The 17316-nt window shown below is 58.6% G+C and carries 15 protein-coding genes; 5 read left to right on the forward strand and 10 right to left on the reverse strand.

The features are described from left to right. The first annotated feature begins 88 nt into the window (after positions 1-88). The 5 genes from UM93_RS13260 to wecB all read left to right on the forward strand — a co-directional run bounded on the left by UM93_RS13260 (position 89) and on the right by wecB (position 4623). The gene (locus UM93_RS13260; protein ID WP_157874150.1) at positions 89-1309 is read left to right on the forward strand and encodes a hypothetical protein; all 1221 of its coding nucleotides are present in this window, start codon (positions 89-91) and stop codon (positions 1307-1309) included. Continuing rightward, positions 1309-1491 carry an LPXTG cell wall anchor domain-containing protein gene (locus UM93_RS13265; protein ID WP_045076024.1) on the forward strand — a complete coding sequence of 61 codons (183 nt, stop codon included), beginning with the start codon at positions 1309-1311 and terminating at the stop codon, positions 1489-1491. Before UM93_RS13260 ends, UM93_RS13265 begins: the two co-directional genes overlap by 1 nt. A gap of 86 nt (positions 1492-1577) precedes the next feature. Continuing rightward, positions 1578-2129 (forward strand): exosortase S, encoded by a 552-nt coding sequence (gene xrtS, locus UM93_RS17235; RefSeq protein WP_052663797.1) that lies wholly within the window; start codon positions 1578-1580, stop codon positions 2127-2129. Further along, entirely contained in the window at positions 2126-3475 is a 1350-nt protein-coding gene (locus UM93_RS13275; RefSeq protein ID WP_045076025.1) for an XrtP-associated glycosyltransferase, read from the forward strand. Before xrtS ends, UM93_RS13275 begins: the two co-directional genes overlap by 4 nt. A gap of 20 nt (positions 3476-3495) precedes the next feature. Further along, complete coding sequence (gene wecB / locus UM93_RS13280) at positions 3496-4623, forward strand: non-hydrolyzing UDP-N-acetylglucosamine 2-epimerase (protein WP_045076027.1); 1128 nt, start codon at positions 3496-3498, stop codon at positions 4621-4623. Positions 4624-4829: 206 nt separating this feature from the next. On the opposite strand, the gene UM93_RS13285 is transcribed toward wecB, so the two are convergent. The 10 genes from UM93_RS13285 to UM93_RS13330 all read right to left on the reverse strand — a co-directional run bounded on the left by UM93_RS13285 (position 4830) and on the right by UM93_RS13330 (position 17296). Beyond that, positions 4830-6269: a phytoene desaturase family protein gene (locus UM93_RS13285; protein ID WP_045076028.1), complete on the reverse strand. Its 1440-nt coding sequence runs from the start codon at positions 6267-6269 to the stop codon at positions 4830-4832. Beyond that, positions 6266-7627 carry an HTTM domain-containing protein gene (locus UM93_RS13290; protein WP_082057152.1) on the reverse strand — a complete coding sequence of 454 codons (1362 nt, stop codon included), beginning with the start codon at positions 7625-7627 and terminating at the stop codon, positions 6266-6268. The genes UM93_RS13285 and UM93_RS13290 overlap by 4 nt, the downstream gene beginning before the upstream one ends. Beyond that, positions 7624-8388 (reverse strand): DUF5819 family protein, encoded by a 765-nt coding sequence (locus UM93_RS13295; protein ID WP_045077449.1) that lies wholly within the window; start codon positions 8386-8388, stop codon positions 7624-7626. The genes UM93_RS13290 and UM93_RS13295 overlap by 4 nt, the downstream gene beginning before the upstream one ends. Before the next feature lie 129 nt (positions 8389-8517). Then, positions 8518-11307 carry an LPXTG cell wall anchor domain-containing protein gene (locus UM93_RS17240; RefSeq protein ID WP_082057153.1) on the reverse strand — a complete coding sequence of 930 codons (2790 nt, stop codon included), beginning with the start codon at positions 11305-11307 and terminating at the stop codon, positions 8518-8520. 277 nt (positions 11308-11584) lie between these two features. After that, positions 11585-12286 (reverse strand): hypothetical protein, encoded by a 702-nt coding sequence (locus UM93_RS13305; protein WP_045076029.1) that lies wholly within the window; start codon positions 12284-12286, stop codon positions 11585-11587. Between the two features lie 167 nt (positions 12287-12453). Further along, a complete protein-coding gene (locus tag UM93_RS13310; RefSeq protein ID WP_045076030.1) occupies positions 12454-13041 on the reverse strand; it encodes a hypothetical protein in 588 nt (195 codons plus the stop codon). An 872-nt stretch (positions 13042-13913) separates the two neighbouring features. Further along, a complete protein-coding gene (locus UM93_RS13315) occupies positions 13914-14738 on the reverse strand; it encodes an alpha/beta hydrolase (protein ID WP_045076031.1) in 825 nt (274 codons plus the stop codon). 15 nt (positions 14739-14753) lie between these two features. Then, complete coding sequence (locus UM93_RS13320) at positions 14754-15764, reverse strand: FUSC family protein (RefSeq protein ID WP_045076032.1); 1011 nt, start codon at positions 15762-15764, stop codon at positions 14754-14756. Positions 15765-15854: 90 nt separating this feature from the next. Beyond that, positions 15855-16367, reverse strand: coding sequence for a LytR C-terminal domain-containing protein (locus UM93_RS13325; protein ID WP_082057154.1), 513 nt, complete (start codon positions 16365-16367; stop codon positions 15855-15857). Then, entirely contained in the window at positions 16364-17296 is a 933-nt protein-coding gene (locus tag UM93_RS13330) for a D-alanyl-D-alanine carboxypeptidase family protein (RefSeq protein WP_082057155.1), read from the reverse strand. Before UM93_RS13330 ends, UM93_RS13325 begins: the two co-directional genes overlap by 4 nt. Between the last annotated feature and the right edge of the window lie 20 nt (positions 17297-17316).

Consider the following 17316-nt stretch of genomic DNA (forward strand, 5'->3'; position numbering starts at 1 on the left):
TCTCTGATAGCACCGGAGATTTTCCGGGGCGTGATCGACCGTCAGTCTGCCGCTATTGGGGGGCATGCGGTCAATTCAAGGAGTAGATATGAAAGAACACTCTCCCCTGACGATGAGAATTCGGGGGGCAGCAAAGACCGGTGTGAAAACCGGTGCGGCTGCGCTAATCGCAGCCGGGATGATCACGGCTGGGGCATCACTTGCCTCAGCCGCTCCGGTGATTTCCCACGCAGACTCCAACCTGGTGTCCGGCTCCGTACTCGGTACCACCATTGGTGCTCTCGGCGCGGTTAGCGTGGATAACACCGGCCAGCAGTCCACGGTCACCTCAGGCGGGGAAGGTGGTATCACCATTCCCGGCCCGATCGGCCAGATCCTGACCCTGCAAGGTCTTGGACGCTATGTTGAGGCCAGCGCTGACGGCAGCTCCGACGCTTACGCCGGCGGAGTCACCGCCTCGGGTACACCGGGTTCGTCGACCGCTTCCTTCAACATCAAGCCGAGCATCGTTGGTCTGCCTGATGTTTTCACCGCGCAGTTCAACGTGGGTCAGTTCTCCTCAGAGGCCCATCTGGATGCCAACGGCAATCCGACCAGCTCGGCAACGGTCTCCATCACCGATGCCGTGATCGGCGGTAGCGCCGTTGACGCCCTGCGAGGTCCGCTGACTGCCTTGCAGACCGCCTACAACGCCCTGGGCGCTTTGGTTCCCGGCCTGACCCCGTTCACCAACCCGATTGGGCCGAACGGCATCACGATTGGTCAGGACCAGTTCCTGAATGCCATGGGCGTGCCGAGCTGGGAACAGGTTCCGCCGAATACCGACCTGGTGAAGCTACTACCGCAGTTGATGGCCGATAAGATCAACTCCGCCGTTGCCACCATTCTCGGCCCGGCGCAGGCTGCGGTAAATGCACTGCCTTTCCCGCTGAATGTTCCTGCTAAGGCTGCCTTGGCAACCTTGCAGACCGCTGCAAACACCGTGACGAACCTCGCTGCAACCGCTTTCACCGGCGTTGCATCGACGCTGGGATCGTTCGTGATCAAGCCGACTGCGACAAGCGCCAATGGTGCTTACACCCAGTCGGCAATCAAGGCGAGCCTGTTCCCGGGTCTGGCCGGTGGCGCCATGTCGATCTCATTGGCCAACTCGACGGTTGGCCCGAACACCTTGGTGCCGACCGAACCTGGTCCGGCAGTCTCACCGCAGGTGCTGTTGATCGGCCTAGCTGCGTTGCTGCTGGTAGCGGGCGTGCTCTTCTTCGTGCGTCGTCGTGATAACTCGGCAACCGCGCAGGGGCAGCTCTAATGTACGGCGCAAATCCGGGCGGCGGTGCCGGCCCCATTGTTGGCGCAGTGACCGGTGGTGGCGTTTTAGCCTCAACCGGTTTCAGTGGCGGTCTGATCGCGATCATTGCCGTGGTGATGATCGTGGGCGGCCTTTTGCTGATCCGCGGCCGCAAACACAAGGCCTCGGCTGAGAAGAACTAGCTGAGAACTGGTCCGGCGGGTCGTCTCTGGGGGGACCCGCCGGATCTCAGCTCACAAAATTTTGATCTAAAGAAACGGAAATTGTCATGGGTAAGCACAGCACGGGAGACGAAAAACGGGGAGGCGTTAATTTCGCCTACGTCTCCAGGGTTGCCCTAGCACTACTACTCGCCTCCGCTGGGGTTTTGGCAGTAGTCTTCAGCAACATTGTTAGACAGTGGGAAGCGGCCGGCTCCGCTCTCGCGATGAGTTTTGTCACTCCCGGTAAGTCTTTTGCGATCGGTCAGGTGGCCTACTTCGGGATGGGCACCGATACCCCACGAGGTATCGATATCACCGAGCTCTGCTCAGCTATTGTGGTGGTCGCACCGTTGCTGATCTTGGCAGCTCTGATGATGCTGCTCAAGCGGTTCAAGGTTTCCACCGTACTGATCGCCTTGGCCATTGGTCTTGGCATTGTGGTGGTCGCCAATCTGCTCCGGATGGCGATGATCGCCTTCGGCTGGGACCGCTTTGGCCAGCAGGGCTTCAACGCCGTGCACCTGGGTTACGGCAGCATCTTCGCGCTGTTAGCCTTCGCCACCGGCATCCTAGTGTTCCTGCGGCTGTCCTTCGGTAAGAAACGAATCGCGCGATGAGCGCTATTGCACAGGGCATAGCTATCTTTTTGATGATTAGCTTCATCGCCTACATCGTTTCCATTGTGGTGCCCTACTTTCGGCGCAAACCTAATCCAGCCGGCGACTCAACAGAATTCGAATGGCACTTCCTGATCCCTTGCCGGGACGAGGCAGCGGTGATCGGCAATACCATTGATCGGGTTACCGGCACCTTCCCAAACACTCACGTCTGGGTGATCGACGACGATAGCGAGGACGCCACCTCAGCCATCGTGCAAAGCTATGCCGAGCGTAATAGCTTCGTGCACTTGGTGCAGCGGAGGCTGCCGAATGCCCGAACGGGCAAAGGCGATGCCTTGAACGCCGCTTATCACGCGATGCTCCGCACTCTCGGTCCCGAGGTGGACCCGGATCGATTGATCGTCTGCGTGGTTGACGCCGACGGCGAACTTGCCAGCAACGTGCTCGAGCAAGCCGCCGGCCCTGATGTCTTCGGTAATCCCAAGGTCGGTGCGGCTCAGACCTCGGTCTGGATGAAGAACCGCGATGATCGCGAGCCGCTCGGTCCGGGCAAGCCAATCCGCAACTTCTACACCCGCGGATTACTGCGAATGCAAGATATTGAGTTCCGCACCGTGATCGCGGCCATGCAAAGTCTGCGGGAAAAGACCTCTTCCGTCGGGCTTGGCGGTAATGGGCAGTTCACCCGACTTTCGGTTTTGCAGAAAATTGCCGAGGAGGCGGGCGAACCCTGGCATGGCGCGCTGCTCGAGGACTATGAACTCGGTGTTCACGTGCTGCTCGCCGGCTACGAGAACCGGCACATTCTGGAGTCCTATGTGGCTCAGGAAGCACTCACCAGTACCCGTCGGCTGCTGACTCAGCGCACCCGCTGGGCCCAGGGAAATATCCAGTGCATTAAGTACCTTCCGGAGATCGTCAAGTCCAAGCACTTTTCTAATTCCGGGGTGGTTGAGTCCTGCTACTACCTGATCCTGCCTTTCCTGCAGATGATCGGGCTGCTGGCTTGGATAGTGTTCGCGGTGCTGTTTTTCATCAATTTGGCTTCCGGTGGCGGTCTCTCCTTCGACTTCACGAATATTGGCTGGGTATTGCTGATGAGCCTGATCTTCGGCATCCTGCCGTTTGCCATGTGGGGACCGATCTATAAGATCCGCTGCGAACCGAAAGCCAGCTGGTGGCAAGCCATTGGCTGGAGCATCGGGATGTGGCTTTACGTCTACTACATGTACATCTGCCAGGTGCGCGCCTTCTTCCGTATCTTTAGCGGTCGGAACGGCTGGTTGAAGACCAAGCGCAACGCAGAACTCCACCTCGGCGGCCCGGTCGCCAAAGACACCTAAGATCTTCGCAAGGGAACATCATGAAAAAAATTGCCGCTATCTACGGCACCCGACCGGAAGCCATCAAAATGGCTCCGCTGATCGCCGCGCTCAAGGCCGATAATCGCTTTGAAGTCACCGTGATCGTCACCGGCCAGCACCGAGAAATGCTTGATCAGGTCAATTCGCTGTTTGGCATCACGGCCGATCACGATCTCGATATCAGTAGCCCGGGCCAATCGCTGACCAGTATTACCACCAAGGTGCTGGAAGGTCTTGCTCCGCTGTTGACGTCGCTCGCCCCGGACGGGGTGATCGTGCAAGGCGACACCACTTCGGCATTCGCCGGCGCGCTGGCCGCTTTCTACCAACAGATTCCGGTCTTCCATTTAGAAGCTGGACTGCGCAGCGGAAACATCATGAACCCTTTCCCGGAAGAAGCTAATCGTAAATTGATCAGCCAGATCGCGGCGCTGCACTTCGCCCCCACGGCGGCAAACCGTGAGGCCTTGCTACGCGATGGCGTCAACCCGGACGATATCGTGGTGACCGGAAACACCGTGATTGATGCGCTGCTGCACACCGCACAACTGCCCGGCGACTTCACCGACCCACAGCTGCAGCAGGCGACCGAGGACGCCAACCGGCAGATCGTGCTGGTAACCACTCATCGGCGGGAAAACTGGGGTGAACCACTGCAACAAATTGCCACTGCGATTGCCGAGTTAGCTCAGCTCTATCCCAGCACTGGTTTTGTGGTGCCGATGCATAAGAATCCGGCGGTCCGCGAAGTATTGCAATCCACCCTGGCTGGGCTCAGCAATGTCCACCTGCTGGAACCACTCGATTATGCCCAGTTCGCTCGGTTGATCAACCGCTCGCACCTCATTCTGACTGACTCCGGCGGAGTTCAAGAAGAAGCTCCCTCGCTGGGGAAGCCGGTATTGGTGCTGCGCGAAACCACCGAACGCGCGGAAGGCGTGGAGTCCGGAAACGTCAAACTGATTGGCACCAACGCCGACCGCATTGTCAAAGAAGCCCGGCTGCTCTTGGACGTTCCCGCCGAATACCAGCGAATGACCGAAGCCGCCAATCCCTACGGCGACGGCACCGCCGCCCTGCAGTGCACCACGGCACTCGCCCAGCACTTCGCGTTGAAAGCTCTCTAAGCCCCAGGAACTGTCATATTCCTGGTCCCAAGGGCGAGGTTCCCCCTCGCCCGGCGCGGTTGATCCGTTCCCCAGATGGACACCGCGTTACTTGCCGCAAGTCCCCACTTGCGGCAAAGGTCGGTGGAGCGTGTGACCCCAAGCTCACGCTCCACCGGCCGTTTCAGTCTGGGTTTCAGGCCCCAGGCCGGATCCGAAGCCAGCAACTAGGATTTGAGCGTCGGCATCGCCAGGCCGAAGACCTCTTTAAGGCCGAGCCGAGCAGCATGCATGCCCGACATCCCGTGCACCCCTAGCCCGGGCGGTGTGGAAGCGGAGCAAAGATAAACCCCTGGTATCGGAGTTTTCCATGGCTGTGCGCTGAACACCGGACGGGCCAGTAGCTGGCGCAGGTCAACGGTTCCAGAACCAAAGTCACCGCCGACATAATTGGCGTTGTAACTGGCTAGCTCCGCCGCCGTGGTCACCTTGCTGTGCAGCACGGTGTCACGAAATCCGGGTGCAAAACGTTCGATCTGCGCGGTGATCTGCTCGGTCATATCCCGATCAGAACCGGCCGGCACATGACAGTAAGACCACAGCACATGATGCCCGGCCGGGGCTCGGCTGGCGTCGAACTGACTGGGCTGGGAGAGCAACACATAGGGCCGCTCCGGGTGCACGCCGCGCGCCACTTCAGCTTCGGCGCGAACCGTATCGGCCCGGCTACCAACCGCGTGCACACTGCCTGCCAAGGCTAGTCCAGGATTTTGCCACGGCACCGGCTCGGAAAGGATGAAATCAACCTTGCAGGCGGCATTGTTGTACCGAAAGCGGCGTAGTGCGTTCTGATAGTTCTGCGGCAACCGATCCCCCGCAATGGCGAGCAGCGATTGCGGAGAAACGTCGAGAAAAATCGCCCGAGCCGGTGAAAGCTCGGCGAGAGAGGTGATTTCCTGTCCGGTATGCACTCGCCCGCCATGCGCTTGCAGGTCGGCCACCAGTGCCTCGGCAATGCGTCGTGAGCCGCCAACCGGGATGGGCCAGCCGGTGGTGTGGGCCAGATGCCCTAGGACCAAACCGGCGGCCGCTGAGACGAAATTGGGGAGTTTGCCCACCGAATGCGCGGCGACGCCGCTCAACATGGCCGGCAACTCGGCAGTGGCGAAGCCCGCATTCCAGCACGGTCCGCCTTGCCAAAGCGCACCAAGGCCAAGGTTCAGTGGACCGGTAATTCCGGCCGGCACTCGCAGTAGACTGCCCAGCGCGGTTTTCATCACCGTTTCGGAATGCTTGATCAATGGGCTGATCAGCCTGGCGTAGCGGCTGCCGTCCTGGCCCAACTCAGCCACCGTGCGCTCAAAGTCTAGGTAGGCCAAAGCCGCCCGGCCATGATCAAGCGGATGGGCGTAGGAAACCTCAGGCACCACCCAGTCAAGACGCGAGCCCAGTTCGAACTCTTTGAAGAACGGCGAGGCGAAGGCCATCGGGTGAACGGCCGAGCAAATGTCATGCCAATGATCAGGCAGGATGCTCTGCCGGGTTCGGGTGCCACCGCCCGGCTCGCTTTGTGCCTCAAAGACCTCGACCGAAAGGCCGGCTCGGGCGAACAGCACAGCCGCAGCTAAGCCATTCGGCCCCGAGCCGACAACCGCAACATCTGTCATGACGAAGCGTCTTGGACAGTCACCTTCGGTTTGTCCTTAGCAGCTTTCGGCGCAGTAGCCTTCTCCGCGGTCGGCTTTTCCGCATTCGGCTCGGTAGCGGTGTCGACGCTGGCCTCGTCTGCGTTCCCTACCTCATCTGCCTCGCCTTCGAGGGGTTCCTTCGATCTGGCCCGCAACATGGACTTCCGGAAACTATCTCTGATCCGGGCGCCGATCGACTTCCAGGTGCGATCCCTAATGAAGATGAAGTCAATCGCGATCATTGTCAGGGAGAACCAGGGCAGTCCCATCAGCACGGCAATACCGACGTGGAAGGACATGATCGCCAGCAGCGCCACGATCCGGGTCGGCCTGGTCAGCAGCATCAGCGGGAAGCACATCTGAATGATGATCGATCCCCAGCTAATCGCGACCACCACCGGGCCCCAGAAAGTGAAAAGATCACTCAGTGCCGGCCAGGTGCCGAAACGATCGGTGCTCAGGGGGCTATAAATGGCCCAGCCGTTCTGCCAGGGCTTGCCGCCAGCCTTATAAAGCGCTCCGGAAACGTAAACAAAACACACCTGGGCGGTAAGCACCACCAGGGCAAGATTATGGAAGAGGCTACCGATCTGGGCGTCGAAAAGCGGTTCACCCTTCCACTTACGCACGATCCAGGCGGTTTCCGGCTTGGCTTGATACTTCCTCCGACGGCGCCAGTCCAGCGAGATCCGAGCGGCTGGGTCGGCAAAGAACAGGAAGATCAGCGCGATTCGGTACATATTGTCGCCCTGGTCGCCCAACATGTCGTTCGCCTCGATAAAGCTCACCCAGAGCACGAAATACACCGGCAGCACGAACTTGAAACGCCAGCCGATGGTGAACAGCACGGCCACTGCCATCAGCAGCAGATAGCAGAGTGTGTACACCGAGTCGTTCAGCATCACGTCGTGGAAGAGGCTGAAAATCCAAATCTTCGGAAAGTCGCTCTTGGCGACCATCGCCTCCAGATTCCAGGCCGCGCCAGCACCGAAACTGTAGAGCCGAGTATTGAAGTTGAAGAACAGCAGACCGAAGCCGGTGATGCCCAAGACAATTCTGGTCATCGCCAGGCCGTAAAGAGACTTCTTGCCGTCCAATAACCAAGACTCAACAAAGTCATAACCTTGTTTGAGCACCTTGCCGATGACGCCAAAGAACTGCTTCCACAGGCTGGCAATAAAGAGTCCCAGGCCACGGAAGAGATTTCCCAGGCCCTCGCTGAAACCGTTGCCGGCCGCTGAGGCAGATTCCGGTTGCTGGCTAACTTTCGCCGGTGCGACGTTTGCCGGTTTCTTCGCCGTCGACTTCTCCGGACGTTCGGTTTTCGACGTCGTCATTTCTGCAACCTATCGTAGGCAGCCTTAAACACGCTGCTGAAGTCTTCGTCGGACTGCCCGGGCGCGGTAATCAGGCCCCGCCAACCAACATCGGCAATCTGCTTGGGCTGTGGCTCCTGGCCCGGGGTGTTTCGATTCTCGAAGGGGGTGACGTTCTGTCGGTAGACCTGGAATTGCACCTGCGAAACCTTATCCCCCCAGACCGCCTTGGCGACCTGGGTTGAATAGGCGGTGATCATGTATTCGGAGCCCATATAGGCGGGAACCAGGTTTGCCGAGGGGTAGCTCTTGAGCTTAGCGTCAAGGCGATTTCGCCAGTCAGTTCCGTTGAAGTAGCCGAGCTTCACAATGACCTTGTGATCGGCGGTCAGCGCATCCCAGTTTCCTTTGAACTCGGAGGCGAGCTCGGTGCTCTGGATGCCCGCGCGGGGCGGGAAAAGGTTGTAGTGGATCATCGAGATCTCTACCTTGGTGGCGTTCACCCAATCGGTGGTTTCTTGCTTGCCGTCTTTATCCACCTTCGCGCGTACCAGCAGGGTGTAGTCACCGTTGATGGGCTCAGGGGCAAAGACACTCCATGACTGGCCGAAGAAGGGAATCATGTAGTTAGTTAGTGCGGTGCCCGGCACCACCTGTCGTAGCGGCGATGGTGGGGCGATCCAGAGGAATGAGGCAAAAATATGCCAGGCGGCGAGGAGTACCGCGACAATCATGGTGGCGCGTACTATTTTCTTCCGCGCTGGCTTTGCTGCTTCGGCCATTGAACTACCCTTCAACACGACTGTGTGCTGACCGAAAATACCGGCCAGCACACAGTCTATTTCTTTTGCGTAACTGCTCCTAGCTCAAAACAGCTTCGGAACATCATTCAGCAGAAAGTGTCGGCTAACTTAGATCGACAGGCTCTCTTCTTTACGCTTACGCACTGCCAGAACGCTCACGATCGCGGCACCCAGCAGGAGCAGCAAAGCGCCGCCAGCCGCGAACCAGATCGGGTTGCTAGCACCGGTGTTCGGCAACGAGCCATCCGCGCCCCCATTGCTATTAGCAGCGGAGGAGGCATTCGTCGAAGCTTCCGAGGAAGCAGCAGCGGATGCATCAGCCGAAGCGGAAGCCGAAGCAGTTGCCGAGGCCGCAGCAGAGGCATTGGCCGAAGCCGAAGCCGTTGCAGCAGTGGAAGCAGCAGCGTTGGTATTCGCAGTGGCCGTGGAGGTCGCAGCAGCATTCGGGTTAGCGGTTGCGGCAGCGTTCGGATCAGCGGTTGCGTTCGCATTTGCAGCTGCCGAGGCAGTGCTGGAAGCATCAGCCGATGAGGTAGCCGTCGCAGCAGCCTGAGCAGCAGCGTTAGCGTTCGCGGTAGCAGCAGCCGAAGCAGCAGCGTTAGCGTTCGAGGTTGCATCGTTGTTCGCAGCAGCCTGAGCAGCAGCCTGAGCCGAGGAGTTGGCGGCCGTGGTCGAGGTTGCCGAAGCATCCGTCGAAGCGGTCGCGGTCGCAGCGGCCTGAGCAGCAGCCTGAGCGTTAGCGGTCGCAGCAGCCGAAGCAGCCGAGGTCGCATCAGCATTAGCGGCGGCAACAGCAGCAGCCTGAGCAGCAGCATTAGCATTCGCATCAGCCTGAGCCGAAGCGGAAGCCGAAGCAGCAGCATTCACATTAGCGTTAGCATTAGCCGCCGCATTCGGATTAGCCGCAGCACTTGCGTCCGCAGCAGCAGTAGCCGAAGCCTGCGCCGAGGAGGTAGCCGTCGCTGCAGCCTGAGCTGCCGAGTTGGCGTTAGCGGTTGCAGCAGTCGAAGCAGCAGCGTTAGCGTTCGAGGTTGCATCGTTGTTCGCAGCAGCCTGGGCCGAAACCTGAGCAGCAGCGTTGGCGGCCGTGGTCGAGGTTGCCGAAGCATCCGTCGAAGCGGTCGCGGTCGCAGCGGCTTGAGCAGCAGCCTGAGCGTTAGCGGTTGCAGCAGCCGAAGCAGCTGTAGTTGCATCAGCCTGGGCAGCAGCAACAGCAGCAGCCTGAGCAGCAGCATTAGCATTCGCATCAGCCTGAGCCGAAGCGGAAGCAGATGCAGCAGCATTAGCGTTCGCGGTAGCAGCAGCATTAGCATTCGCGGCCGCGTTCACCGAGGCATCAGCCGAGGAGGTAGCCGTCGCAGCAGCCTGAGCAGCCGAACTCGGATTAGCATTCGCGGCGGCCGATGCGGTGGCATTGGTCGTCGAGGATGCGTCGTTGTTCGCGGCAGCATTTGCAGCGGTCAATGCCGAAGCGTTAGCCGCCGTGGTTGCGGTAGCCGAAGCCGAGGTCGAAGCGTCAGCGTTTGCAGCGGCCTGAGCAGCAGCATTAGCGGTCGCATCGGCGGCAGCGGTAGCCGAGGTCGAAGCGTCGGCGTTAGCAGCGGCAACAGCGGCAGCCTGAGCAGCAGCGTTAGCATTCGAATCAGCCTGAGCGGAAGCAGCGGCCGAAGCAGCAGCGTTCACATTACTGACCGCACCACAGTTGATACCACCGGCATCGATGGTGGACTTCACATCTGACTTCATCACGCCGAGCTCAGCATTACCCAAGCCGTTCGGAGCAACAATCGGGATCGCCAGCAGCTGAAGAGTGGCGGTAGCGCCATTCATGGTTGCCGAGGCATTAGTTCCATCAGGAGCTTCTACGATGTTCTGTAGACCCTCGTAAGAGATCGAACCATTGATGATCGACTTCAAAGTCGCACCGATTGGACCAGCGGAATCGAAAACAGTGCCAAGATCCAGGGTTAGACCCGGGTTCAAGGTGATGTTGGCAGTTCCGATGTTCACCGACATATTCGGCATCGCCGGCACAGTCACCTGAGCACCGTTCGGCAAGCCGGTAGCGGTCGCAACAATGGTTGCGGTCGGAGCCGGGTCAGTGGTGCCACCCCATGAAATACCCAGCAGGCCATTGAACAGTTTCACGTCCGCGAAGTTCCACTGCGAAGTGGTCTTCACGGCGAGAGCCGTCGGGCAAGCCGGGGTCGGTGCAGCGATCAATTCAACCTGACCACCGTTCTGACCCAGGTCAGCTTCTCCCAAGGGGAAAATATTCACCGGAAGCGGAACCGGGACCGGGAGGCCTGGAACAAGCTGCAAAGTCCCCGTGTTGTTGTAGGAGGAGGCCAGCAAACCACCGGTAGCTGAGGTGACAACCGAGTTCCACTGGCTGTTCACATCGCCGGTGAAGGCGTCCAGGGTACCGATCGGACCAAGGTTAACAGCACCGAAGTTCCGGTTTACCGGCCCGCCGGTGACCACCGTAGTGGAGAATGACTCCGCCGGAGTGATGCCGATCGGCGCGCCAATAGCACCAGCAGCAACAGGGTTACTACGAGCGTAAGAGCGAGCTGTGGGATCGCCAGTGACCTGAGCAGGAACTGCATACTGTCCGGCACCGGTGCCAGCGTAACTGGCAAGACCTTGGCTGTCCGCGATGGCGATAGCCTCAGAAATGTTCAAACGGGCCGAGATTGCATTGTTGAGAATGTCTGCTGCGGCAAAAGCACCATAGCTTCGAACCGCACCACTAAAGTTTCCGACCGGATCTGCAGCCATTGCTCCAGGACTCGCGGTCACCATCATCGCGGCGGCCGCGACGGTAGACACCGTTGTAGTGGCCACCACCCGACTCCACCGCTTGCGACGTTGCCTAACGTCTATCGATTTTTGCATGTTGTTCCCAGTTTCTTTTCAAGGCCGATGAATGAGGTGACTAGTACCCATTCTTCGGACCAGTAAGGCTCACTGCCGAACTAGGAATAGGTGACAAGTGCACAAAACCTTGTACAGAAGTCCTACCCCCAGAACAACAGTAAAAGCAGCCGTGGATCCACAGCTGAGTCAAATCGTACCATTAGGAATTTTTTAGAGTCTAGGAAGTCCTAAAACAATCATTCGGTTCGGTTTAAAAGAACACTAAACCAACAAAAACCAGATTAGGAAAATCTAACTATTTCGAATTGCTAGGGGTGCTCATCGGGAAGGTAACAATGTCATTAACGCCCGGCGGAGTGATGTTCGGGCTGCCGGCGAGCGCCTTGATCGGCACCACCGTTTCCACCTTGCCCGGGTCGACGAACGAGACTGAGGCAATATTGCCAGCGGCGTCGAGAGTCGCCACGTTTGTGGTGTTGTTCGCCTGCACCACATACTGGGGGCCGAGCTGGCTGCCAGCCTGTGGCGGCAGCAACGAGGTAGCCTTCGTTTGGCTAGCACTTGCCAAAGTGAGCAAGAAGTTCGTGTAATCGAACTGAGCGGCAACTCGCTTCCCGGTGTCCCCGGTGAGCACGACGAACTTGCCAGCCCCAGCCTTAGCCACCAGATCAGCCGGCAACTTGAAGTCTTTCCAGTATTGCTGTGGGGCTTTCACCCAGGTGGTCGCATCAGTTCTGATCATCTCAATCGAATAGTCCTTGGCGGTGATCAATGCTCGCCAAGACTGTGATCGTGGATCCACCACAATGGTGCTCTTCATAGCAGCACCCGGCAGCTTAATAACTGGTGTCAGCTGAAACCCCGGAACCGCAGCAAGCCGCTTTTGTGCCTCAAGGAAGACCTTGGTCTGCGCAGCGGTCAGGCTTGAACTTGGCTCAGTGGAGGCACTAGCGCTCGCCGTTGCACTAGCGCTCGAGCTGGGGCTCGAGGAGTTCATAGAAACCGCTGTTGAGCTAGCGGGCGCGGGCGCTGACGTCCCTTGGCAGCCGGCCAGAGAAAGCCCAATAATCGCCAACAGGACGAGCGGAAGCCAGCCCAGACCGCCTCGTCCGCCTCGGGATCTGGACTGCTTGACTGAGCGTGAGTACACGGCCGCCACCCTATTTAACCAAGTCCCAAATCGGAGTACTTCAGCTGGCAGCTTGTTTCAATCCTGTCCTTATTCGCCGTCAAAGCCTTGGTCAGCTCGGCATTGAACTTAGCCAGTTCAACAAGGAAGGAGCTATTGCCAACGTCCTGTCCATAGACCACGAAGGCATCACTTGCCTTCTTGGCCGCATCCGCTACCGGCTGCCAGCCACTGCCCTTGTCTGAGACCTTAGCAAGCTTGCTGAAGGTCCGCTGCATGATGTCCAAGCGGGGCTTTATCTCACTCCTGGTCTGCGCCACCGAGGTGTAGTACCCCTGCTTAGTTAGTTCACCCAGCTTGCTGAAAATTGCACACTCATCGCTCGCTCCCGAGGGGTCGATCAACGGATCAGTCCGGCTTGGCAGCGAGGAGGCGCTGGGATTTGGTTTCGACAAATCGACGCTCGGGCTGGTGCTTGAACTCGGACCGGGTTGAGGGTTCGAGTTACTACACGATGCCAGTAGAAAACATAAGCCAAGCAAGGCGGCCAGGATCGCCAACTTGGTAGCGCCGCGGCCGCGTTCAGCGAGCCTCAAGCGTCGGCTAGCCAAGAAACGTTGCATAGTTGATCCCTTTGTCCTGCTTCGTCGCAGTAGTAGCAGTAGTAACTGTTGAACTATCTGGATCAACTATAACCGGCACCGAGCAGCCTGTAATTTTCTGGCGGTTAATCGTGAAGATCAAACCAAGAACGCTGGAGGTGTGTAAAAAATCTACATTTTCCTCAATCGTCGAAACATAAATCCACACCCTGTATTATTTCCTTCTCGCTATGCAAATTGAATAACTGAGGAAAAATGAGAGTAAGTTTTGTAAACTAAAAAACCGTTTTAGTTCTTGATTTCGCCGGGAAAGTTTTTTGCAACAGTGATTCGCATTAATTAACCCATCTCGCTCCGATGAACAAAGGACCAGAACCCTCACCGGCCAAAACCGCGAAAGAAGGCTACCCCAAGCTGCGAAGAGCGCTGATCGGACGGCCGCGAATTCCGAACCGTTATGCCATCACGCCCGGTGATCAAGAGAGTTCTGCGCTGGGGACTCTCGGAGCAGACGCACAGTTCAGGATGCCGTCGCCACTACCGGTCGCGAGCTGGTCTGACTCTTTGGCTATCTACTCACGCGGCTAACCAGCTCCCAAAGTCAGCTGAGTCAGCGGGGGCCCGAACCCGCCCGGACATCGCAGGTGGTTCACGCAGACCGACGAACAAGCCCTGACCGCGAACCTCGGCCCGTTGCGCTGGCAGAGTCCCGGGAATTCAGTTTGGGTACCAACCAGCCCAACCGGTGTTGCAGAATTTCGACCTCACTCTGCGAACGGGGAGCAGTGCAGGCTTATCGGTCCCGCGAGCCCTGGCAAAAGCATTGCGCTGGCTGCTAGCCAAACTTCAGATGGCGTCGAGTGATTCGCACGGCCAAGCAGGATACCGGCAAGCTACTCAGCCGCGCGCCAAAGCCACCGCAATGCTTCGGGTAGCAGCACGCCGCCATGGTTAGGGCTGTGTCCGCCATCGCCGAGCACAAAACGAAAATCATAGCCTCGCTCGGCCAATGCGGCAGCAACTTGAAGGTTCTCACTCAACCAATTCATTTCGGCGGCATTCCAGTTGAGATCACGGTGCGCAGCCTGCATGAAAATTCGTAGCGGTTTGGCAGCCTCTTCGCGAATAGCCTTCGGATAGGGATTACCGGCCGGCATTTGAGCGAAACTGCCGAGAAAGCTGATCGCTCGACGAAATTGGTCCGGACGGGTCCAGGCCGCTGTGAAGGCACAGTCTCCACCACTACTGCCGCCGCAGATTCCCCAGTCTCCGACCGCATCGCTGACGTTGAAATCCGCCCGGACTTGAGGAATCACCTCTTCTAGAAGGAACCGAGCGTACTTGTCATCGTCGCCGTCGTACTCGACGTTGCGATTTCCGGGCTGGCCGGGGTCGACAAAGACACCAAGCATCACCGGAATTTGTTGCTGATGAATCAAATTATCAAGCACAATCCCGCCGCGAACTTCCCCCTCCGGATCCTGATAGAGCGTGCCGTCCTGGAAAATCATCAGCCGAGTCGGTGTCTCGGGCGAATACTGCTGCGGCACGTGCACGGTGAAATTGTGGCTGATGCCAGGAAAAATTCTGCTATCCGTGCACTGATAGCTGTGCAGCGTGCCTTCTGGAACTCCAGGCTGCCGCTGTGAATCAGGGCCATGCACGTAGCGCACCGGAGCGGAGTCGACCGCACGGTGAAAATAAGGGATCTCAGTCATCTCAGGTCTCCTGGGCTACCGCCCAATAAACTCTTTCTCGGCACCCACTTGACCTTCCTGGCAAGCCTTGATCAATGGTCTCAGTGCCAGTTCCAGCGCCGCAGCGACTACCGCGGTCAGCAAAGCACCAATAACGGTGAAGAGCACTCGTTGAATATCGACTTCGAGCACACTGCCGTTACCCGAACTCAGCAAGACAACAGCCGCGGTCAGCGCAAAGGCATACACAGCATAGTTTGAATTTTTGAGTTGTAAAAGGATGGTTGCAAACAAGGCAAGCAATCCTGCGGTGGTGAGCACCGCAGGGAAAGGCAGCAGCACAGCCAGGATGGCTGCCGCCAAGCCGCCGCTTACAGTGCCCAGCGAACGAGTGATGATCCGCTGCTTGGTCTCGGCAAAACCCGGCCTGGCCACCACCAGGATAGTGAGCAGAATCCAGCCCGCATTCGGGCCAGGTAACCAAAGCGAGATAGCAAGGGTGGCGGAGCCGAGTAACACAGCGAGCGCGACGCCATACACCAGGGCGTCCGCAGCGGCCACCCGCTCGGGCTCAGATCGTGGCAACCCTTTGAGGAATGCACTACTCACCAACAGCGCCCAGAAGGCACCCAGCAATACCACCAAGGCGGGTAGCACTAGCTCGCCGAAACCGCCGGAGAACCACGTCGGGCTCGGTGTATCGATCGTGACTCTTTCACCCACTAAGAGCGAGGCTGGCCAGATGCTCCCGATCACCGCAACGGTGTGCCAACCACGGTAGGCGCAGCAGCCAATGCCAAGCCCTACTAACACCATCAGCATCGCCGCCGCCCAGGGCCAGGGGTTCGCTAGTTCAACTAAAAACACCAGGAAGCCAATCAGCCCGCTGCACCAAGCTGCCAGCCGGATACTGATCAGCGAGGCAAGTAACACCGGGATCACGCCGATAAAAGCCAGCAAGGCGAGCGGTAGAAGTGGGGTGAGCGCAAGGACCAGCGACGGTACAGCAAGCAGCAGCACAATCGCGCTCAACTTGAGGATTTTCACCGGATTGCTCCGATCCGACTGCCCGTACCGACGGTTAGTGTTTCGGCCATAGCTGTGAGTATAGGGTCAAGGCACCGCCATAAGTTGCCTCTAGTCAGCTGCCGCCCTAAGGCATTGCAGCTTGACTCGTTGTTGCCCAGCGGCGAGCGCCGGTTTTGTGCCGATCAGATAGACATCAATCGCTGAGGACTTACTGGCAGTCAACAACACTCCGGCCTGCGGGAAGAAGCCTTGCACGGTAGCGAGGGAGCTCAACTGGACTGATGACCCCGACAGTACTACCTGGGGTTGCGGACGGTTAGCGACCGGCGGCACCGGTTTATTGCCGATCAGCAGCACCTTAATGCCCAGTTCCTTGAGCTGTTTGGCGGTTTTTGCCGCCAGTCCCGAGGTTGAGGTTGAATTGTAGACATTCACCGAAACTTCGGCGGCCTGCAGACTGGCTATCGGCTCCGTCGGACAGGATGCAGACTGAGTTGGACGCCCGGGCAGGGCATTCGAAATCCCGAGACCTACGGCTGCGGCCAGGCCAGCTGCTAAGAGCACCGAAAGGCTCAAGAAGATCAGCACACTCCGGGTAGGCGATACCGACTGCCCGCTCACCGACCGCCCGCCTTCGACAAGGGAGTTTCCCCCGGTAGTTCCCGGATTGAGTCGAGCAGTTGCTTTGTCGCCGCCATCGCGTCCTTAGCTGCCTGACCGGCACCTTGCACCGCGCCGACCACCACCAACTGCTTCCCACGAATAACGGTGTTTGCGGCGAACAGAAATACCCCACGAGCCTCGTTACTGGTCCCAGTTTTCAAACCAATGACACCATCCACGCCGAGTAGGGTATTAGTGTTTTCAACCGGTCCATATCCCGGCAGCACGGCACTGGGTTCGCCGACAATAGCGGCCAATACGGGATTTTTTAATGCCGCGGCGGCGAGCAAGCTCAGATCACGGGCCGTGCTGGTGGTCGATGGGTCGTAACCGCTGGCGTCGCTGCCCACCGTGGTCGAGCTAAGCCCTAGCGATTTGGTGTACTCGGTAGCGGCGTCTCGGTAGGCCGGCAATGAGCCGAACGCCCAGATGGCCAAGGTGTCGGCAATATTATTGGCGGAGGGCAATAACATTGCCTCGAGCATTTGCCGCTGGCTGAGCTGCATACCTTGGTAGACCGGCAGCACGCTGCCGTTCATCTGCTGGTACTGGTGATAGAGCTGCACATCGGCCTGATCCAGCTCAATAAGCTGACCGTTTTCACCGGCCTTTAGCGGAAACTTCTGTAGCACGGTAAGTGCAGTAATCACCTTGGCTGTGCTGGCAATCGGGGCCGGTGACTGGTTCGGCTTGTTCAGCAGTGGCTGCGCAGCGTCCAGCGGCATGATGCCCGCGGCCGCGGGCACCCAGTCCACTGTGAAACCAAATTCCGGGCTGCTCGTCGAACCCGACTTGGCCTGTAGACCGTCGATGCTGAGCGCACAGGCGCTAAGTGCGGCAACTGTTGACAGCGTTACCAGCAATTTCCATCCTGCTGTTTTCCTCATGCTTTCACGCTATGAGGCCA

The sequence above is a fragment of the Psychromicrobium lacuslunae genome, from assembly GCF_000950575.1.
Classification (GTDB): domain Bacteria; phylum Actinomycetota; class Actinomycetes; order Actinomycetales; family Micrococcaceae; genus Renibacterium; species Renibacterium lacuslunae.

Excerpts from the sequence above, each read along its gene's own strand:
- UM93_RS13330 (WP_082057155.1), bottom strand. The coding sequence starts at position 17,296 with ATGAGGAAAACAGCAGGATGGAAATTGCTGGTAACGCTGTCAACAGTT.
- UM93_RS13275 (WP_045076025.1), top strand. The coding sequence starts at position 2,126 with ATGAGCGCTATTGCACAGGGCATAGCTATCTTTTTGATGATTAGCTTC.
- UM93_RS13290 (WP_082057152.1), bottom strand. The coding sequence starts at position 7,627 with ATGACGACGTCGAAAACCGAACGTCCGGAGAAGTCGACGGCGAAGAAA.
- UM93_RS13310 (WP_045076030.1), bottom strand. The coding sequence starts at position 13,041 with ATGCAACGTTTCTTGGCTAGCCGACGCTTGAGGCTCGCTGAACGCGGC.
- UM93_RS13295 (WP_045077449.1), bottom strand. The coding sequence starts at position 8,388 with ATGGCCGAAGCAGCAAAGCCAGCGCGGAAGAAAATAGTACGCGCCACC.
- UM93_RS13305 (WP_045076029.1), bottom strand. The coding sequence starts at position 12,286 with ATGAACTCCTCGAGCCCCAGCTCGAGCGCTAGTGCAACGGCGAGCGCT.
- UM93_RS17240 (WP_082057153.1), bottom strand. The coding sequence starts at position 11,307 with ATGCAAAAATCGATAGACGTTAGGCAACGTCGCAAGCGGTGGAGTCGG.
- xrtS (WP_052663797.1), top strand. The coding sequence starts at position 1,578 with ATGGGTAAGCACAGCACGGGAGACGAAAAACGGGGAGGCGTTAATTTC.
- UM93_RS13260 (WP_157874150.1), top strand. The coding sequence starts at position 89 with ATGAAAGAACACTCTCCCCTGACGATGAGAATTCGGGGGGCAGCAAAG.
- UM93_RS13315 (WP_045076031.1), bottom strand. The coding sequence starts at position 14,738 with ATGACTGAGATCCCTTATTTTCACCGTGCGGTCGACTCCGCTCCGGTG.
- UM93_RS13265 (WP_045076024.1), top strand. The coding sequence starts at position 1,309 with ATGTACGGCGCAAATCCGGGCGGCGGTGCCGGCCCCATTGTTGGCGCA.
- wecB (WP_045076027.1), top strand. The coding sequence starts at position 3,496 with ATGAAAAAAATTGCCGCTATCTACGGCACCCGACCGGAAGCCATCAAA.
- UM93_RS13285 (WP_045076028.1), bottom strand. The coding sequence starts at position 6,269 with ATGACAGATGTTGCGGTTGTCGGCTCGGGGCCGAATGGCTTAGCTGCG.